Annotated in this window: 21 protein-coding genes and 3 pseudogenes; 16 read left to right on the top strand and 8 right to left on the bottom strand. The window is 61.4% G+C overall.

The window, feature by feature from the left end; genetic code table 11:
- Positions 1-4: 4 nt before the first annotated feature.
- The 3 genes and pseudogenes from AYK65_RS21410 (at position 5) to AYK65_RS21400 (ending at position 2,816) form a co-directional block, all read left to right on the top strand.
- Complete coding sequence (locus tag AYK65_RS21410; RefSeq protein ID WP_026617544.1) at positions 5-787, top strand: ABC transporter ATP-binding protein; 783 nt, start codon at positions 5-7, stop codon at positions 785-787.
- Positions 788-856: 69 nt separating this feature from the next.
- Positions 857-1,710 (top strand): annotated as a pseudogene (locus AYK65_RS21405) (transporter substrate-binding domain-containing protein).
- A gap of 425 nt (positions 1,711-2,135) precedes the next feature.
- Positions 2,136-2,816, top strand: a complete 681-nt coding sequence (locus tag AYK65_RS21400; RefSeq protein WP_026617025.1) for a DUF2161 domain-containing phosphodiesterase — start codon at positions 2,136-2,138, stop codon at positions 2,814-2,816.
- 127 nt (positions 2,817-2,943) lie between these two features.
- On the opposite strand, the pseudogene AYK65_RS21395 reads toward AYK65_RS21400, so the two are convergent.
- The 3 genes and pseudogenes from AYK65_RS21395 to AYK65_RS21385 all read right to left on the bottom strand — a co-directional run.
- Positions 2,944-3,258, bottom strand: a pseudogene (locus AYK65_RS21395) (trypsin-like peptidase domain-containing protein); the annotation flags it as partial.
- A gap of 115 nt (positions 3,259-3,373) precedes the next feature.
- The gene (locus tag AYK65_RS21390; protein ID WP_046119134.1) at positions 3,374-4,498 is read right to left on the bottom strand and encodes an NAD(P)/FAD-dependent oxidoreductase; all 1,125 of its coding nucleotides are present in this window, start codon (positions 4,496-4,498) and stop codon (positions 3,374-3,376) included.
- A gap of 54 nt (positions 4,499-4,552) precedes the next feature.
- Complete coding sequence (locus AYK65_RS21385; RefSeq protein WP_244560067.1) at positions 4,553-5,566, bottom strand: SIS domain-containing protein; 1,014 nt, start codon at positions 5,564-5,566, stop codon at positions 4,553-4,555.
- 90 nt (positions 5,567-5,656) lie between these two features.
- Between AYK65_RS21385 and AYK65_RS21380 the strand changes: the two genes are divergently transcribed.
- The 7 genes from AYK65_RS21380 (at position 5,657) to AYK65_RS21350 (ending at position 12,035) form a co-directional block, all read left to right on the top strand.
- A complete protein-coding gene (locus AYK65_RS21380) occupies positions 5,657-6,547 on the top strand; it encodes a PfkB family carbohydrate kinase (protein WP_046119136.1) in 891 nt (296 codons plus the stop codon).
- 147 nt (positions 6,548-6,694) lie between these two features.
- A complete protein-coding gene (locus AYK65_RS21375) occupies positions 6,695-7,534 on the top strand; it encodes an ABC transporter substrate-binding protein (protein ID WP_046119137.1) in 840 nt (279 codons plus the stop codon).
- 82 nt (positions 7,535-7,616) lie between these two features.
- A complete protein-coding gene (locus AYK65_RS33520; protein ID WP_046119138.1) occupies positions 7,617-9,149 on the top strand; it encodes an amino acid ABC transporter permease/ATP-binding protein in 1,533 nt (510 codons plus the stop codon).
- A 110-nt stretch (positions 9,150-9,259) separates the two neighbouring features.
- Complete coding sequence (locus tag AYK65_RS21365) at positions 9,260-10,369, top strand: LacI family DNA-binding transcriptional regulator (RefSeq protein ID WP_081160521.1); 1,110 nt, start codon at positions 9,260-9,262, stop codon at positions 10,367-10,369.
- A 58-nt stretch (positions 10,370-10,427) separates the two neighbouring features.
- Entirely contained in the window at positions 10,428-11,024 is a 597-nt protein-coding gene (locus AYK65_RS21360) for a helix-turn-helix domain-containing protein (protein ID WP_210189773.1), read from the top strand.
- Positions 11,025-11,373: 349 nt separating this feature from the next.
- The gene (locus AYK65_RS21355) at positions 11,374-11,628 is read left to right on the top strand and encodes a type II toxin-antitoxin system Phd/YefM family antitoxin (protein WP_026617032.1); all 255 of its coding nucleotides are present in this window, start codon (positions 11,374-11,376) and stop codon (positions 11,626-11,628) included.
- A complete protein-coding gene (locus tag AYK65_RS21350; RefSeq protein WP_026617033.1) occupies positions 11,628-12,035 on the top strand; it encodes a type II toxin-antitoxin system VapC family toxin in 408 nt (135 codons plus the stop codon). The genes AYK65_RS21355 and AYK65_RS21350 overlap by 1 nt, the downstream gene beginning before the upstream one ends.
- Before the next feature lie 495 nt (positions 12,036-12,530).
- Here the strand turns inward: AYK65_RS21350 and AYK65_RS21345 are convergent, their stop codons facing one another.
- The gene (locus AYK65_RS21345) at positions 12,531-13,529 is read right to left on the bottom strand and encodes an NAD(P)H-dependent flavin oxidoreductase (RefSeq protein ID WP_244560066.1); all 999 of its coding nucleotides are present in this window, start codon (positions 13,527-13,529) and stop codon (positions 12,531-12,533) included.
- The gene (locus AYK65_RS32560; protein WP_172402051.1) at positions 13,526-13,909 is read right to left on the bottom strand and encodes a hypothetical protein; all 384 of its coding nucleotides are present in this window, start codon (positions 13,907-13,909) and stop codon (positions 13,526-13,528) included. Before AYK65_RS32560 ends, AYK65_RS21345 begins: the two co-directional genes overlap by 4 nt.
- A gap of 182 nt (positions 13,910-14,091) precedes the next feature.
- On the opposite strand from AYK65_RS32560, the gene AYK65_RS21340 reads away from it, so the two are divergent.
- Together AYK65_RS21340 and AYK65_RS21335 are read left to right on the top strand one after the other, a co-directional pair.
- Positions 14,092-14,721, top strand: a complete 630-nt coding sequence (locus tag AYK65_RS21340) for a LysE family translocator (protein ID WP_046119314.1) — start codon at positions 14,092-14,094, stop codon at positions 14,719-14,721.
- Positions 14,722-14,941: 220 nt separating this feature from the next.
- The gene (locus AYK65_RS21335; protein WP_026617036.1) at positions 14,942-15,247 is read left to right on the top strand and encodes a hypothetical protein; all 306 of its coding nucleotides are present in this window, start codon (positions 14,942-14,944) and stop codon (positions 15,245-15,247) included.
- A 277-nt stretch (positions 15,248-15,524) separates the two neighbouring features.
- Here the strand turns inward: AYK65_RS21335 and AYK65_RS21330 are convergent.
- A pseudogene (locus tag AYK65_RS21330) lies at positions 15,525-15,785 on the bottom strand (GGDEF domain-containing protein); the annotation flags it as partial.
- A 579-nt stretch (positions 15,786-16,364) separates the two neighbouring features.
- Complete coding sequence (locus AYK65_RS21325; RefSeq protein ID WP_081160583.1) at positions 16,365-17,657, bottom strand: pilus assembly protein TadG-related protein; 1,293 nt, start codon at positions 17,655-17,657, stop codon at positions 16,365-16,367.
- A gap of 204 nt (positions 17,658-17,861) precedes the next feature.
- Here AYK65_RS21325 and AYK65_RS21320 point away from each other — a divergent pair, with 204 nt between their 5' ends.
- The 4 genes from AYK65_RS21320 to AYK65_RS21305 are packed head-to-tail and all read left to right on the top strand — an operon-like array spanning position 17,862 to position 21,395.
- Positions 17,862-18,374 (top strand): A24 family peptidase, encoded by a 513-nt coding sequence (locus AYK65_RS21320; RefSeq protein ID WP_081160516.1) that lies wholly within the window; start codon positions 17,862-17,864, stop codon positions 18,372-18,374.
- A gap of 43 nt (positions 18,375-18,417) precedes the next feature.
- Positions 18,418-19,209, top strand: coding sequence for a Flp pilus assembly protein CpaB (gene cpaB, locus AYK65_RS21315; RefSeq protein WP_026617040.1), 792 nt, complete (start codon positions 18,418-18,420; stop codon positions 19,207-19,209).
- A 24-nt stretch (positions 19,210-19,233) separates the two neighbouring features.
- Positions 19,234-20,979 (top strand): TadE/TadG family type IV pilus assembly protein, encoded by a 1,746-nt coding sequence (locus AYK65_RS21310; RefSeq protein WP_081160514.1) that lies wholly within the window; start codon positions 19,234-19,236, stop codon positions 20,977-20,979.
- A complete protein-coding gene (locus AYK65_RS21305) occupies positions 20,976-21,395 on the top strand; it encodes a TadE/TadG family type IV pilus assembly protein (protein ID WP_026617042.1) in 420 nt (139 codons plus the stop codon). Before AYK65_RS21310 ends, AYK65_RS21305 begins: the two co-directional genes overlap by 4 nt.
- 12 nt (positions 21,396-21,407) lie before the next feature.
- On the opposite strand, the gene AYK65_RS21300 is transcribed toward AYK65_RS21305, so the two are convergent.
- Positions 21,408-21,782 carry a pilus assembly protein N-terminal domain-containing protein gene (locus AYK65_RS21300; protein WP_244560069.1) on the bottom strand — a complete coding sequence of 125 codons (375 nt, stop codon included), beginning with the start codon at positions 21,780-21,782 and terminating at the stop codon, positions 21,408-21,410.
- Between the last annotated feature and the right edge of the window lie 31 nt (positions 21,783-21,813).

Raw genomic sequence — 21,813 nt, 5'->3', positions numbered from 1 at the left:
CACATTGAACATTCCCGCCAAGGTCACGTCACCCGTCGCCATCGGTCTCCGGGATCTCCATAAGAGCTTCGGGCCGGTCGAGGTGCTGAAAGGCATATCGCTCGACGCCCGTGAGGGCGAGGTGATCTCCATTCTCGGCTCCTCCGGCTCCGGAAAATCGACACTGCTGCGCTGTATCAACATGCTCGAAGTGCCGGATTCTGGCACGATCGCCGTCGCCGGCGAGACGATCCGCCTCAAGATGGCAAGTGGCGGCAAGAGCCGACCGGCGGATCAGAGGCAGGTCGACCGCATCCGCTCCGAGCTCGGCATGGTGTTCCAAAGCTTCAATCTCTGGTCTCACAAGACTGTGCTGGAAAACGTCATCGAGGCGCCCATCCACGTCCTGAGGCGGCCGCGGAGCGAGGCGATTGAGGAGGCGGAGGCGCTGCTGGCCAAGGTTGGCATCGCCGACAAGCGCAATCACTATCCTGCCCACCTTTCCGGCGGCCAGCAGCAGCGCGCTGCCATCGCCCGAGCGCTCGCGATGCGGCCGAAGGCGATGCTCTTCGACGAGCCAACCTCGGCACTCGACCCGGAACTCGTCGGCGAGGTCCTGCGCGTCATGCGCGGGCTTGCCGAGGAGGGCAGGACGATGCTGGTCGTCACCCACGAGATGGGATTTGCGCGCGACGTCTCGAGTCGCGTCGCCTTCCTTCACAAGGGCGCGATCGAGGAGGAAGGCGCTCCGCACGAGGTCTTCGCCAATTCCAAATCGCAACGTTTCCGGCAGTTCATCAGCAGTTGAGGCGTCCTCGTCAACGCTGAACGCGCCGTGAAAGCCAACTAACCACCACAGCAAAGGGGAAATAGCATAATGAAGAAATCAACCGCGACCACGGCGGCAGTTGCCGTCGCCGTCGGCCTCCTGGCAGTGACCGCACAGGCGGAAGAGAAGAAGCGGTCGAAGATCACGATCGCCACCGAAGGCGCTTTTCCGCCCTATAACCTGACGAAGCCGGACGGAACGCTGGACGGCTACGAGATCGAGCTCAGCAAATATCTCTGCGAGCACATGAAGGTCGAATGCACCATTGTCCCGCAGGCCTTCGACGGCATGATCCCGGCGCTGAACGCCGGCAAGTTCGACGCCATCATGGCCGGCATGTCGGCGACGGAGAAGCGCAAGGAAGTCATCGACTTCTCGATGTCCTACGGCAGCACCGGCCAAGCTTTCGCGACGCTGAAGGGCAGCGATCTCGAAGCGCTGCCGATGAAGGGCGAGCTCTTCTCACTGGCGTCCAACGAGGCGGGTGCACGCAAGGCGGCCGAGGAATTAAAGCCCCTCATCGAAGGCAAAACGATCGGGGTCCAGAGGGCTTCGATCGCGGCGCGCTTCATCGATGAATATCTGAAAGATGCGGTTGAGGTGCGCGAGTACAAGACGACCGAGCAGCATGACCTCGACCTCATCGCCGGTCGCGTCGATCTTGTCATGGCCTCGATGGGCTATCTGAAGACGGCCGTCGAAAAGCCCGCGAACAGCGACATGGTGATCGTCGGCCCGCGCTTCCAGGCGGCTTCCTCGGCGCCGGCAGCTCCGTGGGCCTGCGCAAGAGCGACACCGAGCTCAAGGCCATATTCGACGAAGCGATAGCCGCCGCAAAGGCAGATGGCACGATCAAGCGCCTTTCGGAAAAGTGGTTCGGCTTCGATCTGACGCCGCAATAAGGCTTGCGCATATCAGTCGCAAGGGGAGAGCCGCCAAAGTCTGCGCACCGACCGAACCGCCTAATGGCCATAAAATTCAATTTTACAACGTGCGCGTCGTTATGCGATGAAACGTCACGCCCAAGCCGGATGCCCTTGTTCGCGACGCCGACCTCACCGGATCGCAAAGACGAACTGACCGGCTGTGCTGAATTCCTTCGGCCCAGAAGCACCTCCAAATTGCTCGGAGTAGAGGGCCGGAGGTTCGAATCCGTTCAAGAGCATCATTCCAATGCCAGCGGGCGAAAGTCCTGGCCGGTCGCAGGGTGCGTGGGCGGCTGCCTCCGCAGCCCATGCCGTGTAATCGCGTCGGCGGCGATGTGGGTGTCCCGTACCGGCGGATCGATGTAGTTATGGAACGATTCCTCGCTTAAACCTGCAGGCATATGGAAACTTCGCTTTATCTGCCCGTCAAAGGCTTTCTCGAAAAGGCAGGTTACGTCGTCAAGGGCGAAGTCGGCGGCTGCGATCTCGTCGGCTTGAGCGATGACGATCCGCCCGTAGTCGTGATCTGCGAGTTAAAATTGAGCTTCAATCTCGAGCTCTTACTGCAGGCCGTCGATCGCGCGGCTGTCGCAGACGAGGTCTGGATCGCGGCGCGAGTCTCGGCCAAGGGCAAAGGTCGCGAGGCCGACAAACGCTACCGCGATCTCTGCCGCAGGCTCGGGATCGGCATGCTCGGCATTTCCCATGCCGGCGACGTCAGCGTTATCGTCGGCTCCGTATCGCCGATGCCGCGAACCAATCCGAAACGGCGTTCGAGACTGATGCGTGAACACCAGAGGCGGCGCGGCGATCCGGCAGTAGGCGGGAGCACCCGCGCGCCCGTCATGACCGCGTACCGCCAGCAGGCGCTCGGCTGTGCGGTAGCGCTGGCGTCAGGACCGCTGCAAGTGCGTGAAATCAGATCCAGCATACCGAATGCCGGAAAGATCTTGCTTTCGAATGTCTATGGCTGGTTTGAGCGGCTTGACAGAGGCGTCTACGGCTTGACAGACGCTGGGCGGGAAGCACTGCAGCGATGGCCGCAGCAGGACATGCAGGCAACAATAGTCGTCCCGGCCTGATTTTTGTTCCACAATAGAGCCTTTACGCAGCCGCTCACGGCGACGCTTCTATGTTCGGTTTTGCAGCATTCGTGCCGAGATTTGAATTGAGAGCTGCCGAAGCAAAGTACAACTGGCCGGCGACACGTCATTCACAGGTGACTGTCACGCTGAATGACCCCGCTCGTCCCGCGAGGTCCGGCGCGTCTAACTTTTGCGCACTCGACCCGGGCGCAGACGAGATCCCGTACGCGAGCAGGAAAGCAGAAAGGTTTGTTCCGCGCAGGGCGAAATTAACGTTCTGGGGGATGTCACCGGTCACAGCAAGTGCAGCCAGTGCGTTGAGCTTCGATGTTACTACGCCAATGACATTGCCATAGCTATCAAGTAGCGGGCCGCCACTGTTACCGGGTTGGACGGGAGCAGATATCTGGATGAATGGGGTATCATTGCCAAGGCCGCCGCCCTCTGGGTCGACGGTTTGCGTAACGCTGGAGTTGCGATTTGAGCCGCTGCATTAAATTGCCAGGTCCCGGTTCGAACTTTTCGTCGGCCTCATCACGGCTCTGTTCGAGACATCAAAACCGGTCGGCGCGAAAGCTGTCCAGCAAAGGGTGCGAATTGCCGGAGACGATCTCGCGGGCAAGCAACTCGCCCACGATCAACCCGAGCGTGGCTCCGCTATGACTGAAGGCTACGTGAAGACCGGCTATCTGTGAGATGGCGCCAAGCACCGGCTCGCCATCACCGGGGATTGGCTTTGGTCCGACGCCATAACCTTCGAGTTCGAGCCGTGGATTGCCTTCGAGAACTGCACTCGCTTCCTGAAGGAGCCCCTGAACGGTTTGCCCATGGACGGCATAGGTGCCGTCTTCATAGGCAATCACCTCTTCTTCCGACCATGCGGAATCCAAAACCAGCGCGCCGTCGGGGGTCGGCCGCACCGCCACACGCGGGGTGTTGAGCACCGCGCGAAGAGGAGTGCTGACCGGTTTCGTCTTGACCAGCAGCGAGATCGGGGTCGCATCGGGGATATGAACGTCGAGTTCACCAAGAACTGCGGGCGTCGCCGGCCCGACGGCCAGCAGAACGGCATCGGCTGCGATCGCACCGCCGTCGGTGGTGGTGACCCCGACCGCGCGCCCTCCCTCAATCCTTATCTGGGCGCGCCCGGCGCGCTGGATGAGCTTGCCGCCGCGCGCGCGGAACTCGGTAAGCAGGAGATCGATAAGGGAGGGCAGGTCGACCCAGCCTTCGCCCGGGTTGAAGATCGCGCCCTGCGTAGGGATCGTGGCGGGATCAACGCCCGATGTCACGGCCGCGACCTCATGCGGTGCCAGCAACAGGGCGTCATATCCGATACTGTGCTCGAGCTGCCAGACGGAGGCGATCTCGTTTGCCGCGTCGTCCGCATCCCAAGTCAGGCCGCCATCGAATCGAAGCCAAGCAGCGCAGTCCGGCCGCGTGGCCGCTAGCGTGCGATAACGATCGATGCCGGCGAGTCGGAGGCGATGGTAGGTGGTATCCGCGCGCCGGGCGGAGTTCAACCAAGACAGCGAGCGGCCGGAGGCGCCATTTGCGGGAGCGCCGTCATTGACGACCGTGACCTCGACGCCGAGCCGCGCGAGTTGAAGGGCCGACGAAACGCCGAAAATTCCGGCGCCGACAACGACGACGTGGCGGGGTTTTGCAAATGCTGTCATGGCGATATCTCTGTTGCTATGGGAAGAGAGCAGGGGCGCGTTTCGCGGCGGCGATCAGTAGTCCGTGAGTTTCTTCATGTAGCGGCGGCCTTCCAGCATCGGCCGGTCACGCAATTCGGCGAGCCGATAGGCGAAGCGCCAAAGCGCATCGAAGAAAATCAAAGGGACCAGCAAGGGCTTGAAGCGATCGCTCATGCCGGTGAGTTCGAGTTCTTCCGCGTCGAGCAGCAGGATATTCTCGCGATTGCCGTGTCTGAAGAGAAAGTCGCAAGCCCGCTCCGCGAGACGCCTGGTCTCGTCGAGGCCCAGCATGACGACAAAGGCGGCATCCTGATCCACCACTTCAAATGGCCCGTGGAAAAACTCGTTCGCGTGGATTGCTTGCGAATCGTACCATTGCATCTCCATCAGCACGCAGATCGCGTAGGAGTAGGCCGCCCCGTAGCTCGCGCCGCTGGCCAGAGTGTAGATCGTCTTGCGTTCGGCAAAGCGCGGGGCAAAGGCATGAAAGCGGTCGGCATAGGTGTCGTGGGCACCTTCAATGGCTCGCTGAAGACTGCCGAGACTGGCTAGCAGATCGATGGTGAGCTCAGCTCTCTCGCGGGCATCTGTCAGGCCTGCGAGCAGCATATAGAGCACGCCGTAATTGCTATAGGCGGAGTCGATCGGTTTGCCGGTCGCATAGGCCGATTGATAGGAGACCGTGTGATCCACCGCGAGAGCGAGCGGCGACGTCGGATCAAGAGTCATGCCGATTGTCGTTGCGCCACGCGCTTTCGCATGCTGGGCGGCACGCACTGTCTCTTGTGTCGTTCCCGTCTGTGAGCAAAGGATGACCAACGCATCGGATCCGAGGCGGCGCGGATCGCGGCAGACAAACTCATCGGCGTTATAGATGTCGCAAGCGAACGTGCTGCTGAGGCGGTCGGCGAAATATTTGCCGGCCATCATGACCGACAGAGAACCACCGCAGGCAACGAGGAACAGGTGGGAGAAGGTCCGGTCCGCGATAGCGGTTAGGACATCCCTGATATCGGCGGGCAGGGCAGCGGTCATAGTCTTCCTCATCTGTGGCGCCTGGGCACACGGTCGGGCGCAATTGACAGGGCATGGGCTCATGTGCGAACGTTCTCACATCAATAGACAGAAAGTTCTGCCATGGTCAAGATTGTTGCAATGGGCGACAACGTCGTCGACTGCTACCTCGCCCGCAATGAGATGTATCCCGGCGGCAACTGCCTCAACGTCGCGGTACATGCCAGTCGGTTCGGCGCACCGTCAGCCTATATCGGGGCGATCGGTCGGGATAAGGCCGGCGAACTGATCCTTGCCGCACTGCTATCGGAGCGTGTTGAAGTCTCGCGTCTGCGGCATATCGAGGGGCCGACAGCCTATTGCCTGATAGGCCACCGCAAGGCCGACCGGGTATTTCTGGAATTCGATCTCGGCGTGTCGATGTTCACGCCCTCAAAGCAAGATCTCGGTTACCTGGCGAATTTCGATGCCGTCCATATCGGCCAATCCAGCGGGCTCGATGCGTGGGTTGCCGCCGCCTCGCGCAATTCACTAATTTCCTATGATTTTTCGACGCGGAGGGAGCCGGAGTACCTCAGTGAGATCGGACGCCATTGCTTTCTTTCGTCGATCTCGGGTGCCGGCCTTCCGGAGATGGAACTGAACACACTCACGACCCGCCTGCTCGCGGCAGGCTCTCGATGGGTTCTTGTCACGCGCGGCCGCGCGGGCGCAGCGCTCTACGGCGCGAGTTGCGCTTATGCTCACCCGGCGCGCCTCGTTGAAGCTGTCGATACTCTTGGTGCAGGCGATACGTTCATTGCCCGGACCTTAGTCGGCCTGCTCAACGGCCAAGCGCCTCAAGACGTGCTTGGCCATGCCGCCGATGCGGCAGCCGACACGTGCCGCTATCACGGAGCGATAGGCTATCCGGCGCCCATCGATATCGGCCCGCTGACATCGACAATCATGCGTCGGGCCCAAAAAGCACATGGCGAGAACCTTGCCCATACGCCTGTGGCTGGAAGCAATTGACCGTAGAACCAGACGGTGCTAATAGGTGAGAACGTTCTCACTCCTCGCACGCGCAATAGCTCGGAGAAGGAGCATGCGAGCCGGTGAGGTGAAACGTTGAGCTGGAGGATGGAGCCGACATTGCGGCCCGAATAAAAGGGGAGTGAGATGCAGAAGAATTTGGAAAGACGTAAGTTCGTCAAATGCAGCCTGGCCCTAATAGTTGCGGCCGCAGCAGTGCTGCTTGGCGCTCGGGGAAACGCGACGTTCGCCCTTGCGGATGACAATCCGTACAACCTCATCGATCCGAAGGTGATCAGCGTCGGCACCATGGGCGATGCGCGGCCCTACGTCTTCACGGATGCCAACGGAAACTTCACCGGTTTTGACGCCGAGCTTTTCCGCGACGTGGCAGGCCGGCTTGGCTTCCAGGCTGAACAGGTGGTCTTTACCGGCCAGGATTTCGCGGCGCTGCTGCCGTCGGTCGCGAGCGGCCGCTTCGACGTTGCTGTCGCAGCCATCGGTACGACCGAGGCCCGCAAGAAGACGGTGGACTTTAGCGACGGGTATCTTGCCGGATATCTGTCGATCATCTCGGCCGATCCTGCCCTCAGCAGCAACGAGAGCACCGCCGGCAAACGCATCGGCGTCATCCAGGGCACCTTGCAGGAAATCTACGCTGAGAAGAACCTCAAGGGCGACATCGTCAAGTTTCCGGACAACAATTCCGCGGTGGCCGCGCTGAACAACGGAACGATCGACGGTCATTTCACCGATTATGAATCGGCCAAGCAGTATGTGGAGCGCTATTCCAACCTGAAGATCACCATGAATGTGCCCTCTTTCGATGCGCCCGCCGGATTTGTCGTCAAGAAGGGTAATGACGCGTTCCGCGAGGCATTGAACAAGGCGCTTCGTGCGGCAATGGAGGACGGCACCTGGAAGCGCCTGCATGAGAAGTGGTTCCCGGGCACGCCCATGCCGGCCGAATATTTGCCGAAGAGCTAAATTTCCGCGCGTCCATCAGTTGATTTGTCCCGGCCGGGTCCGTGATCAACGGTGCCCGGCCTCCCTTTAGGTGGAATGGAATATGGGCTGGCTCGAAACATTCTCGCGCAGCTTCCTCGATTTCGAGGCGATGGCTGAAGTCCTGCCGAACATGATCATGGTCGGCCTGAAGAATACCCTGGTCCTAGCAATCGCCTCGACGTTTTTCGGCACGCTGATCGGCATCGTGCTCGCCGTCATGGGCATATCCGAGAACCGACCATTGAAATGGATCGCACGGGTCTATACGGACATGTTCCGCGGCCTTCCCGCCATCGTTACGATCCTGATCATCGGCCAGGGATTTGCGCGTCTTGGTCGCGATCTCTTCGGTCCGTCCCCCTATCCGCTCGGCATCCTGGCGCTCAGCCTGATCGCGGGTGCCTATATCGGAGAAATCTTCCGCTCAGGCATCCAGAGTGTCGAACGCGGCCAGCTCGACGCGACCCGCACGCTCGGCATGACCTATGGCCAAGGCATGCGGCTGGTGGTCATCCCGCAAGGCATCCGCCGCGTATTGCCGGCGCTGGTCAATCAATTCATTGGCAACGTCAAGGACTCGAGCCTCGTCTATTTCCTTGGCCTGTTGGCGTCGGAGCGGGAACTCTTCCGCGTCGGCCAGGATCACGCCGTGCTGACCGGAAACCTGTCGCCGCTTCTGCTGGCTGGTGTGTTCTACCTTCTGATCACCGTGCCTTTGACCCATCTCGTCAACTTTATCGACGAGCGCATGCGTATCGGCAAGCGCATCGCCGTGGTTCAGAGCGGACTCGCGGAAGTCGCCGAGCTCGCAGAGGCGGCAGAGCAGGATGTCGCGAAATCGTCGTCGTCAACAACGCAAAAGCGCTTCAAAGGCGGCAGCATCGAAGTTCAGAACGTCAACATGGCTTACGGCGCGCTTCAGGTGCTCCACGGTGTCAACTTGAAGGTGGAACCGGGCACCGTGACTTGCCTTATCGGTCCCTCCGGCTCCGGTAAGTCGACCTTGCTTCGCTGCCTCAACCGCCTTGTTGAATGCCGGTCAGGCGACATCCTGCTCGACGGAGAGAGCATCTACCGGCAGACGCCGGATCAATTGCGGCGGCGCGTTGGCATGGTGTTCCAGCAGTTCAACCTGTTCCCAGATCGAAGCGCGCTCGCCAACATCACCCTGGCTCTGCGGAAGGTCAAAGGCATGTCATCCGAGCAAGCCGAAGCCCTCGCTGAGGCGAGATTGCAGGAAGTTGGATTGCTCGAGCGCAAGGATCATCGACCCGCCAATCTATCCGGCGGTCAGCAGCAGCGGGTCGCGATCGCCCGCGCGCTCGCGCTGGAGCCCGAGGTCATGCTGTTCGACGAGGTGACCAGCGCTCTCGATCCCGAGCTCGTCAAAGGCGTGCTCAACCTGATGGCCGATCTCGGCCGCCGCGGCATGACCATGGTGGTGGTGACCCATGAAATGAACTTCGCCCGCAAAGTTGCGAACCAAGTTGTCTTTATGGACGAGGGCCGAATCGTCGAAGCCGGCACTCCGGAAGAAATTTTTGACAATGCACGCAGCCCTCGGCTCAAGCGCTTCCTCTCCCAGGTGTTGTGAGCGCAATGGCATGGACGGCGTCAGCGTCGCAGCGTTTCGGGCTTGCGGGCCGGGTACGAGTAACGTTAGTGCTCACAACGCGAAACCGCATTGGGGACGAGGCTTGTTGAGTGGCGCAGAGATCGTCGAAGAGCGCAACAATCATCGAGGTGGCACGTCAGGCAGGCGTTAGCCCGGCCACCGCGGGCCGCGTGCTCGGGGATTACGGTTACAGCAGCCCCGAGGTGCAGGAGAAGGTACGTGCCGCGGCGGCAGCCCTCGGCTATCGTCCCAACCGGCTGGCGAAGGGCCTGATCACCGGCAAGACGCAGACCATAGGCGTCGTCGTGGGAGACATCGAAAGCCCTTTTTACGCCAGCGTTCTGCGGGGTATCGCAGACGTGGCGCGCGGCAGCGGCTTCGGTGTCATCGTGACCAACAGCGACGAGAGCGCCGAACGTGAGCGCGAGGCGGTGCAGCTCTTGCTGGAAAAGCAGGTCGACGGATTGATCGTCTCCTCCACCTGTGTCGGGGACCCCGACCATCTTCAGGCGGCGATCTCCTCCAACTGCCCCGTCGTTCAGTTCGACCGCGTCGCAACGGACCTGGAAACCGATACGGTCGTGATCGACAACGTCGCCATAACGCGGGCCGGCGTGACGAAGCTCATCCAAGCTGGCCACCGCCGGATTGGCATCCTGGCAGAACTGGCTCCTGGCAAGGACAAGGATCTCGCCGCTTTCGTGGCCGAGGCCGATCCTTCCGATCCCGACCTCTATAAGCACTATCCGAGCTGGCAACGGCTTTTGGGTTATGTCGAAGCCTATCGTCAGGCGGGGATCGAGCCGGATATCGAGCTGATCCGCCGCGTGCCGACTTATGCAAGCGCGGCGGCGCGCAAGGAGGCTCTCGATCTTTTGACGATGCGTGACGCGCCAACCGCGCTTTTCACTGCGGACGGTCTCATGTCGACCGGCGCCCTGCAGGCGATTTCCGCTCTCAAGCTCGCAATTCCGACAGATGTTTCGCTGATCTGCTTCGACGATCTCGACTGGATGCAATTCGTCGCTCACGGCATTACCGCCATCAGCCAGCCGACGCATCTGATTGGAACATCAGCTGCAGAGTTGCTGCTCCAGCGGATCGGGGGCGAGGACTCCGCATCCCAGCACCGGGTTCTGGCGGCCCATCTTGTGGAGCGTGGTTCGATCGCTGTCTACCCGGAAGAGGTGAGCGGATAATGCAACCGCATCCCGCCGGTCGTGGCCTGCCGGCACCTAACCGGAGCCGCCCCTGTCGGTGGACGCAAGCTTTGCCCTTTTGCTGAAACTCGGGCGACGCGGGACCGGCCGTCATCTGCGCCCAATTTCGCTGGAGCTGCGGCGACCAAATCCCGGAACGGACAGGCACGCCATTTTCTTCGATTGCCCGATTCATTTCGGGACAGAGCGTGATCGCATAGTGCTGAATGCACCGGATCTCGACCTGCCATTCCCCGGACACAACCCCGAACTGATCCAGATGCTGACCCCCGCGCTGGCAGACGCCGTGCGCGAGATCGAGGCGCAGGTCACAATCGGTGAGCAGGTAAAGGGGACCTTGAAGCGCACAATGGCCAGTGGTCGCCATGACGTCGCTGCCGTGGCGCGCGATCTCGGCCTGAGCCAGCGCACCTTGCAGCGGCGGATTGCGGCGGAAGGCCAGACTTTCCGTGCTCTCCTAACCGAAGCCAGACAGGAACTCGGCCGCCAGCTTCTCTCCGATCTCACGATTGACGTGGAAGAGGTAGCCTACCTGCTTGGATACCAGGACGCCAACTCGTTCTATCGCGCTTTCCGCGAGTGGGAAAACATGACGCCCGGCCACTGGCGTCGGGTCAAGTCTCTGTCAGAGTGACTGCCCTTAGGCAGCGGTGAAGCAGAGACCAATGACCGGGTTGGGGCGCATAGCGGCCACCATGACTCCGCCCCTGAGACTCTGCGTTGGGTCGAAGAGAGCCGTTCTTCACGAGGCTGTGCACGGGTTGTCGCGAGAATGTTCGCGTTCTCTGCTACAAGATCGCATTCGGCAGCCGTGGTTCCACCACGTGAGGAAGATCAGTCGTCTGTGAGGGCTGACAATCGAGATCGCCGATCGTGCGGCGTCGCCAGCCGGCCGTCGGTCGGCCGCGTGGTACTTTGGCACTTTCAATGGCAGACAAACAGGGGTATATAGCTAGACAGTCTAGCCAATATGGAGTGAAGCTATGGAATGGCAACTGCAGGACGCCAAGAACCAGTTCTCGAAGGTGGTGCAGAAGGCGCGCAGTGAAGGTCCGCAGATTGTCACGCTGCGCGGTGAGCGCACCGCCGTCGTGCTGTCGGCTCATGACTACGACGCTCTGCGCGCCGGCCGGCCGACGCTGGTCGATGATCTGCTTGGCGGTCCCGCTTGGGACGATCAGCTCGCTGATGCGGTAAATGTACGCGCCAAGACGCCAAGCCGTGATGTGGCCTTCTGATGTATCTAGTTGACACCAACATCGTCTCAGAGGCGCGACGCGGCACGCCGCAGGCAGTGTCCTGGCTGCGCTCTGTCGATCCGCTCAGCATCCACCTGAGTGCGCTCACCCTCGGCGAAATCATGCGCGGCATTGCCCTGAAACAGAGGTCGGATCCGAGGACTGCCGCGCACCTCACCGAATGGTTGCGCAAGCTGCGCCACGACCATGGCGACCGCATTTTCCCGGTAACCGACCAAATCGCGGTCGAATGGGGCCGCATCGCGGCGATCCGCCCCCGCGGCGATATCGACGGGTTGATCGCTGCGACCGCTATCGTCCACGATCTCATCCTTGTCACACGCAACGTCAAGGATTTCGAAGACACAGACGTCTCCGTGATCAACCCTTGGGAGACGTCGGCGTAAGCCGTTCGGGGTCGAACATCCGCTTTATGCCGGCATTCACAGTGTCCATCGACGGAAGTTCTGGCTTCCTGTTTGGACCTCTGAAGTTGCATAATGTATCAACCGGAACAGCAAAGACCGGAATGAAACGTGGACTTCGAAGATGAAGCAGCTGCGTACCGCACATTGGCCAGAGCTTCGAATCATTCTTGCCACTCATTGAATATCGTCGCCGCGAAGAGCCTTTATGGCCGCTTCTGGCGCGGCGGTCAGCTCTGACACTCGGCGACGGATCCAGTGCTGACGTCGTGAGCCCTGCAGTTCAATCTCGCGAGTGAAGCCGTCCTGCCAGCGCGGCGGGTTCAGCATGAGTGCAGGAAACTTCGGCCGAGCCCCGGCTTAACCACGCGGACGATCTCCCGAATACCTTCCGCGCCCGGATTCGGCCGGTCGGCGCACGGCGACGCTCGTAGAGAGGGTGTCGTTCACGACTGGCCCAAGACGTTGTAATAGCGATTAAGAATGCTTCTCTTGGGCCTCGTTCGCTAACCGCCGCACAAATTCGCCCGCGGGCAAGTTGTTTCCTGCAGATGCGCCCTGACCCGCCCACATCGGAAAGAAGTCCGAGCGTACCTCGCCGTCGGCGCTGCGTCCGAGCGGCATCGTCAGCGATGCCTGAAGCGGAAAGTCGAGCACCAACGCATCACTGGCCGCCATGTCGGAGGAAAAACGGTTGCGAAGAACACGCGCGGGCCGACCGGTGTACATGCGAGTAACGTGCGTACTCAGGTCCGTGGCAGCTCGCAATGCTTCCCGGTAGGGCGGCGGCACATTACTTTCGGGGCAGCCGAGAAAAGCCGTGCCCATCTGAACGCCGCTCGCCCCAAGCTTGAAAGCCGCCTCAATCCCGCGGCCGTCGAAGATGCCGCCAGCAGCGACAACGGGAACGCGCACCGCATCGACGACCCGTGGAACAAGCACCATTGCACCAACGGTGCCTGCGCCGGCATCGTCGGTAAAAGTTCCTCGGTGCCCGCCAGCCTCCGCTCCTTGTGCAATAATTGCATCGACGCCTGCCGCCTCGAGCCAGCGTGCCTCGGCCACCGTGGTCGCCGAGCTCAAAATGAGGCAGCCCGCCTGCCTCAGGGCGTTCAGCGCATCGGCGCCAGGCAATCCGAAGTGAAAACTCACAACCCGGGGCCGCAGCTCGAGCACCAAGGCCAGCCTGCTAGAATCAAAGATGGGGAAAGGCTCGGTTGGTTCGGGCGCCGTACCCAGCCCGAGTTCATCATAATAGCGCTGAACTCTTTGCCGTGCCTCGGCGGCGGTCTTATTGTCCATGGAAGGGCGGGGATGTGCGAAGAAATTCAAATTGAAGGGGCGGTCGGTAGCAGTCCGAACCGCCGCGACTTGTTCGCGCACCAGCTCGGACGGAAGGAGTCCGCAGCCGAGCGACCCCAAGGCGCCGGCATTGCACACCGCCGAGACCAACTCGGGCGTCGTGATACCGCTCATTGGAGCCTGTATGATCGGGTGCTCGATCCCCAGAAGGTCCTGAAGATTTCGACGCGGCCACATGCGAGCCTCCAATCGACGACGTTAATCAGGTCGACCAGAACGATATTGTACAGCGCGTCCGACTCGGCGGCCACATACAACGAGGTCGAAGTCGCCTGCTGAAGTGCGATCGGCGCTGCGAAAATGAGCCGTGTCGATGCTGATGACAAACTCTCTGCCGCGATCGCCAGTGGCTTCGTCCAAGCGACACCGGTCAGCCCGCGCGCGAACGGGCTCGCGCAGCGTTGCTGCCGGCGCGCCGGTGCGCTCACTGGCGTGTGATCAGCTAGGGCGTTGCCAAAGTGGAGGTGTTGAAACCACTTGAAGGTGGCGTCCATGACTGAGGTTAGCACTCAGCCGCACGGGGCCGGTGCCTCGGGTGTCGCTGTTTTCAGCCACGGCGGCTGCGGCAGAAGCCGACGAGCGGACGGCGGCGATAAGCATCAGCAGAAGGTGTACTCTCTTGTCTTCGCCGCCACGCTGTGGCTTCTATCACTGGTGCGCAGCAAAGGGGGAAATGATGCCCGATCTGACCTTGTGGGGATTGTTCGTCGTCGCGTCGTTGGTATTGCTGTTGACGCCCGGCCCGGCCGTACTCTTCATCGTCGCGCGTTCGGTTCAGCAGGGACGGACAGCGGGCCTCGTCTCAGTGGTCGGCATCCATCTCGGAACCATCGTCCACATCGCCGCGGCGGCAGTCGGGCTCTCAGCCCTGATTGTCTCGTCGGCGCTCGCCTTCGCGATCGTTAAGTATCTCGGCGCCGCCTATCTGATCTGGATGGGCATCCGCACCCTCATGGCCAAGGACGTTAGTCCCGACCTGCCCGTGCTGCCCGCAGAGCCGCTGCACCGCGCCTTCCGAGATGGTTTTGTGGTGAACGTCTTCAATCCTAAAACGGCGATCTTCTTCCTTGCCTTCCTGCCGCAGTTCGTCGATCCGATGCGAGGCGCGGTGCATTGGCAGATCCTAATTCTCGGCCTCACCTTTATGGTGCTCGGCATGATGAGCGATGCGGTATTTGCGCTTGTGGCTGGGGCCGTGGGCGATTTCCTTCGCCGCAGTCGGCGCTTCCAGCGCCTGCTGCGCTGGTTTTCTGGTACCTCATTCATTGGTCTTGGGGCCACAGCTGCCCTGACGACTAATAAGTAACCGCCTTGGTCCAGCCGATTGCGATCGCGGCCCTAGCCTGATCTTCTCCGGCATGTCGGGTGCGGCGCTGGCGGACATGGGCGGTCTCGGCCGAATCCAATTCGGGCGTCCATCCTGACCGGACCCTCAATCGATCGACGATGGGTCGTGCAAAGTTTGAGTTGACCGTTTTCGATGGCGAGGCGAGACTTGCAACCTGCAGCAAGACAGGAGGAAAATGATGGCCGAGCCAGACCCCTGGCGCCACATGGCAAGCGCGCCGAAAGACGGCAGTCGGATCCTCGTTACGATCCGCCCGTCCGAACAGGGGGCGGCGGAAGTTGACCTGGCGTACTGGTCGAATGGCGATCAGTTCGGTGCAGAAGGTTGGCGCGCCGCTGATTCCTCGCCCGGCCGCATCATCGAATACGCCGAACCCGAATTGAAGTGCTGGATGCCGATGCCCTCGGCCAATCTCAATCGCACCTCGATGCCCACACCCTGGGAAGGCGAAGACGAGCGAGAGCTCGACGGATCAGGGATTTAAGAACTCGCGCCGCCATGTTGCGAAGATGATACGCAGCGAGTGGCGAAATCCAGTCGAGCTATCCTCCTTGCGATGGAGATATCTTTATCTTCGGAAGTGCCATGCGATAGCTCGGTCTTTCGGAGCACCGCTCGCAATCCTATTCATGATGACTGCGTTGGCTGGCTCCTCGTATACAAGTTTCATCAATGCAAATTCGCAAACCGATGCGCAGGCCGTTCGTCGCCTCAAACACCACCGGGCGAACTGCTCGGGACCTCTAGCCTGAGCATTAGTAGGCGACCGGCGGTAGAATACTCGCGGGCGCGAGCATGGAAATCACGATGGCCTTCGGAAGCAGGATGGCGTTGAGGCACAACGTCAACAGATCCAACAATGCCACCCATGTCATCCAGGCGCGGACGATCTTTGCCGTTCGCGACCATGAACGCTGCTGGAATAGGCGCTCAAGCTCACCTTTGAGGCGGATATTACGCGTGCGGCTCGCCAGGAGGCGCTCGACTTCGGCCATTATAGCGGGGTCTAGCGGCCGCCACATCTGCGCGTGCTCACTCGCCCGATTGGCGGAAATTGGTTTCTCCGGAGCGTCCATCCTTAAGCATCTAGCGGAGCGTGCGTTGCAAGCAAGTGCAGTTCAAGCTGCGATTGCATAACGCTGCGTCGAGTTGGCCCGTTTGATCCTGCACGGACGTGCCATCGTGGCTACCGATCGGTCGACAGGGCTCCCGATTGGCGGGGCCACTAAACCCACAGTAGCAGCGTCTCCAGGTATTTGCTTAATTACGCGATTACCACGGGTCAAGATTGGCGCGAAGGTGATCGGCTGTAACGCGCCGGGCCGGGCGTACTTGCGGATTCGCTATAGCGCCGCGCGCCTTATCAGCCGCGTAAAGATCCTGTAGCTTTTTTCGAGTTGCATGTTGTCGTTAAATCGAGGTCGATTGAAGGAGACATGCAGTAGCAGACACGGGGTCGGATCCGCCGTGTAGAGGAAATGAGTCCTTGGGTTTGAGAAACTCTCCTTGAGCTATCCATGTCTCAGCGGTTTCACGATTTTCGGCCGACCTACCTAAACCGCCGTGACCGAGCTAAACCGGGCGAGGGACGGCCGCCCGCGCTACTCGATGAGCGACACCGTTCGACCTACCCGGATCTCGTCGGTCGGTGAGGCGCAGGTTTCCATTGTTGAATTGCCCGTGAACGTGACCTGGTCCGCTACGATCTGTGTGCACCCCCCGGAAACAGTAGAGTTGCCGGTAAAATCGACACGGCCACTGGGCATGTACAGATTTCCCTCGAGCGTCGATTCGGAATTGCCGGTTATCTGATGGACCACACCCGTATGATGGCGGCTGCCGAAAAAGAGCAGGCCGGCGAAGGGTCCGCTGGTCGGGGCGGACAAATCGATATCGCCGTTTCCGAGCAGGTTCGCCGCAGCCCCGTTGGTTAAGAACAAGGTGACCCCGTCGCCGGCGAGCTTTGCCCCTGCAGTTACCGTGAAGTCGCCGCCGTCTATGATGTAGAGCCCCGGCTTCAGTGTGATCGTACCCTTGATCTCCAGTCCGCCGCAGAGCCTGATGGCTTCGGTCCCGTCTGCAAGCCGGTCGAAGGTGTAGGAGGCATTCGAGATATAGGCGAGCGTTCGACAGGGAAGCTGCTGGATGTGCAGCTTGTCGGGCTCAGCGACGGACGCAAAAGGATCGGCCGTCGGCGGCACCCGTTCGGCGGGTTCGCTGCAGCCCGTAAGAGTCAGGCCCGTCGTGGTCACGGCCTCGCCGACGGTGTAGACGCAGTCGGTCGACATCATTGCGCTGCCGTTTTTCATCAGGAACGCGTCGGCGGCACTCGAATTGGAGACCACGCTGCAACCCGATAAGTGGACTTCCGTCGAGCCGGTGACCGTTACCGCGCCCGACGCCGAATTCGACAGCGCAAGCACGCAGGCCTTCGAGCCGCCTTTGATCTCGGCGACCGCGCGTGCCTTCATCGTGACCGGCCCGTCGGCAAAGACGGATGAAAACAAGCGCGGGTGCGTCTCGGTCAGTTCGACCGTCACCTTGCTCGATCCGGCCGCAAGGCCCTGCTGCGTGCTGACCGTCAAGCCACCGGGCGTATAGCCCGATGCGTTGGCGATTCGGAGCGCAGTGGTCTCGAGTGCAGCACGTTGATCGCCGGCGCGAAAGCGCACCGCTGCGGCATGCGCCGACACGTCCGCCGCATGCTGGAGCTTGCGCTTTTCCAGATACCAGTATCCCGTCTCCGCTCCGAGCCCCATCGCGCCGACGAGGACGGGAAACACGATCGCAGCGATGACGGCGACCGCGCCGCCTTCGTCCCTCAGAAACCGTCGTGGCAGTCGGCGCCGGAGCGATGTGCCATCTGCAGTGATCACGTCGATTCTCTTGCTCATTTGCATGTCCGGAAGCCTTCAGTTTCGGCTCGGACGGTATATCTCGCAGGCACGGGATTTACGATTCGACCGATCGGCCTAGTCCGGGCTGCAAACCTCGGGTTCGGCTGCTTAGTCCATCAGGTCGAATGGTCATCGCGCGGTTCAGGGGGCACATTTCGCGGGAACTTCAATCGACCGTTGGTACCGCGAAAGGCATCAAAGATGATCTCGACCTCCGCCGCTTGGCTCGCATTCTTCCTCTTCGCCGGAATGATCACCTATGCCGGCATCAAGGACGTGGCGACGATGACCATATCGAACCGTTTGGTCGTCGCTTTGTTGGCCTCCTTCGCGGTCCTAGCGCCCGCCGCCGGTACGGATATCGCTACGATCTCCTCAAGCATCTTCGTCGCCTCTGGCGTATTGGCGTGCACCTTCGTGCTCTTCTCCTTGGGCTGGATCGGCGGCGGTGACGCAAAACTTCTGCCCGTGGCGGTGCTCTGGGTCGGCCCCGAGCTCTCGCTCCAGTTCGTTCTCTATGCATCGGTGATCGGCGCGGCCCTGACGCTTGCGCTTCTCCAGTTCCGGAAAATGCCTTTGCCGGTCATCCTGGAGAAGAACGCCTGGTCCAGGCGTCTACATGCCCCTGAGACCGGCATTCCCTACGGAGCTGCGATGGCGCCGGCGGCGCTCCTGCTGCTGCCGGAAAGCCATTGGTTCTCCGCCCTTCTCTGAAGGCGGGATCGATATCCCCGCTTCCAACCGATAGGTCTAACCAATGATCCGCATCGCCATTCTCCTGCTCGCGCTGGCATCCGGCGGCGCTGCTTCCTGGCTGGCGCTTGGCGCCGCCGAGCAGCCGACGGTCGAGGCTGCAAAAGTTCAAGAGGCTCCTTCGCAGGAGGTACTTGTCGCCTCCGCCGAGCTCAAACGCGGGGCGACGCTTGAAGAGGCCCATCTGCGCTGGCAGGCATGGGAGGGCGAGATCCCCCCCGTGTTCATCAGCCGCAGTTCGCGGCCGGACGCGATCGCGGCACTGAAGGGTTCGCTCGCCTTGAGCGACTTCGTCGCGGGAGAGCCTATCCGGGAAGACAAGGTCGCGCAGCGTGGTGCTGGCTTCCTTTCCAGCATGCTCCCGTCTGGCAAGCGGGCAATTGCGGTCCGGGTCACGGCAGAAAGCACGGCCGGGGGCTTCATCCTGCCCAACGACCATGTCGACGTCATCCATACCGCCGCCCGCTCGGGCTCATCGGGGAAGGAAGGTGAGGTGGTCAGCCGCGCGATCCTCTCCAACATACGTGTGCTCGCGGTCGATCAGACGGTCTCGGAAGGGGCAGACGGTACCTCGGTCATCGGCAAGACCGCGACGCTCGAAGCGGACCCCCAACAGATCGCAACCATCGCGGCAGCCGAAGCTTCCGGCACGGTCTCGCTCGCGCTCCGGCCGGTGGCCGACAATGACGAACCATCCGTCGTGGAAACGGAAGGACACCGGCGAGGCATGGTGCGCGTCATCAGTGGCGGACACTCGTCGACGGTCGAAGTTCCCTCCCGCTTCAGCGGCAGTTGAACGATTTCAAGGAAGTTCGGACAGATGAACCAGCTCGGCAACCAGACCCAAAAAACATCGCAGCCGGTGGATGCTCCGCCGCTGCTGCCCATTCCGCAGGTGGAGATCGCGGTCTTCTGCCGGTCGGACGAGGTGAGCGACGCGGTCCGGACGGCGGCGATCGACCGGCGGATGGCGCGCGCCACCGTGACGATCAAGGCGGGCGGCATAAAGGAAGCGACAGCGCTTTACGGCGGCGTCACCTCGCCGAACCTCGTGGTCGTGGAGAACAATGACGACGAAGTTCGGCTGATGGCGGCGCTGGAAGCGCTGGCGGTGGAGTGCGTCACGGGTACCAAGGTCATAGTCATCGGCTGCTCCAACGATGTCGGCCTCTACAAGAAGCTCCTGGATGCCGGCGTGAGCGATTATCTCGTGACGCCGCTCGAGCCGATGGACTTCGTTGCCGCGGTGCATCGCTGCTTTCGCGACTCGGCTGAGGAAAAGCTAGGCCGCATCGTCGCCTTTGTCGGCGCCAAGGGCGGAACCGGATCTTCGACGCTTGCACATAACGTGGCCTATGCCATGTCCAAGCGGGTGGATGCCGATGTGCTCCTCGCAGATCTCGACCTTCAGTCCGGTACGCTCAGCCTCAACTTCGACATCGAGGCTGCGAACGGAATGGTGGATGTACTCGATCGTCCGGACCGCCTGGACGACGTGCTTTTGCGGCGTCTGGCGGTGCCCTATACGGACCGCCTGCACCTGCTGCCGGCGACCACGAACCTCGACAAGTTCTTCAGCCTGCGGGAAGACGACGTCGATCATCTGCTCGACGTTGCTCGTTCCAGCTCCTGGCATATCGTCGTCGATCTGCCGCATATCTGGACGCAGTGGACGCAGAAGATCCTCCTCGAAGCGGACGAAATCGTCGTCACCGCGACGCCTGACCTCGCCAGCATGCGCAACGCCAAGAACTTGATCGACTTCCTGAAAAAGGCGCGGCCGAACGATCCGTTGCCAAGGCTCGTGCTCAACAAGGTGGGCACGCCCAAACTCCCGGAAATCAAGCCGGCGGACTTCGCCGCTGCCGTCGGGCTGCAGGAGAACCTCTCCATTCCTTTCGATCCGCAACTTTTCGGCGCAGCGGCGAATAACGGTCGGCTTGTCATCGAGCAGGCGCCCGATTCCGAAGCGGGCCGCGCGATCGTTGCGCTGGGGTGGCGAGTTGGCGGGACAAGAGAGAGATGGACCCGGCAAAAAGGTCTGAAGGCATTGCTGCATAAGCTATTCAAGCGCGGTAAGCCGAAGGCGCCGTCCGCCTTGCGCAAGAAAGCAAGCGAACTCAAGACGTCCGAGGCCGGCGCCTCGGCGGTCGAATTTGCGCTGATTGCACCGGTCCTCGCTCTCGCTCTCGTGGCGACGGCCGATCTCGGCCTTGCGATTTACGAGCGGATGACGATCGACCATGCTCTCCGTGCCGGCGCGCAAGCCGCGATGGCGGATCCCGGCGCGCCACACGTCCAAAAGGTGATGCAGTCGACGCTCGCGAAAAGCGCGGTGCTGGCCAATGCCACCGTGGCGGCAGTCAAGCGCTATTGCGCCTGCCCGGAAAATGCCGACGTCAATCCTGATGCGGCGCCGCAGTGCGGAACGAGCCCTTGCGCGAATGCGGCTCAGCAATACGTGTACTATCATTTGGCGGCGGCAAAAAGCTATCGGCCCATGTCGCTGCCGGAGGTGCTGCCAGCCTTCGATCTCAACTCCTCGATGCAGGTCCAGGTCCGATGACGCTCCACCGATTTAGCCTCATGTGGCGCAGCCAGTCGGGCGCGACGGCCGTGGAATTCGCCCTGGTATGCTTCCCGCTGCTGCTGCTCGTTTTCGGGATCATCGAGTTCGGCCATGTTCTCTATGTGCGGAACGACCTGGCGCAAGCGGCCGACATCGCGGCTCGGACGGTCTTGATCGGGCAGGTCCCACGCGACGCGTCAGACAGCCAGGCGCAGGCCACGCTGGTGACTACGATACGCGAGAGTTTTCAGGGCGGCGATCCGGCGCTTTTGCAAATTGCCGTCAGCAGGGAAACGGTTGACGGGATCGACTTTCGAGTGCTGTCGATTGAGTACCCGTTCAGGCTTCTCCTTCCCGGGCTTTCTGAGAGCCCCTTGAGTCTTGAGCTTTCGCGCCGCATCCCGATCGGATGATCTTAAGTGCAGTCACTGACCGGCGCCACTGCCGGCGGCTTCGGGCGGCGGAGGGCCCGCTTCGCCGGTTCGAACGAGTTCGCAGCGTCCGGAACAACTGTACATTGCGCGCCGGTCGCCCTCGTCGACGGTGACCAAGCGACCGCCTGCAGCGGCCACGTCAAGGGTGACGTTGGCCAGTTCCGCGCCGTCGGCGCCCAGGACGATCAGGTTCGTCAACCCCGGCGACCTCCCGGTCAGAACGATGGTCTTGTCGTCGCTGAGCGTCGCCTGCGCGATGGCGGGGTTGCCGATGATCAGCGTGCCGGCGGGCCGGGCAAGCACCAGCGTGCGGACGAAATCGACGACGATCTTCACGACGCCCTCGGGTTGATGGGTCATCCCCAAGTCGGCCTGCGCGGGCCGATTTTCCGCCGCG

Origin of the sequence: Ensifer aridi (assembly GCF_002078505.1) — a bacterium.
Classification (GTDB): Bacteria; Pseudomonadota; Alphaproteobacteria; order Rhizobiales; family Rhizobiaceae; genus Sinorhizobium; species Sinorhizobium aridi.
The sequence above is the reverse complement of the archived record's forward strand: the minus strand, read 5'-3'. Positions and strand labels throughout refer to the sequence as shown.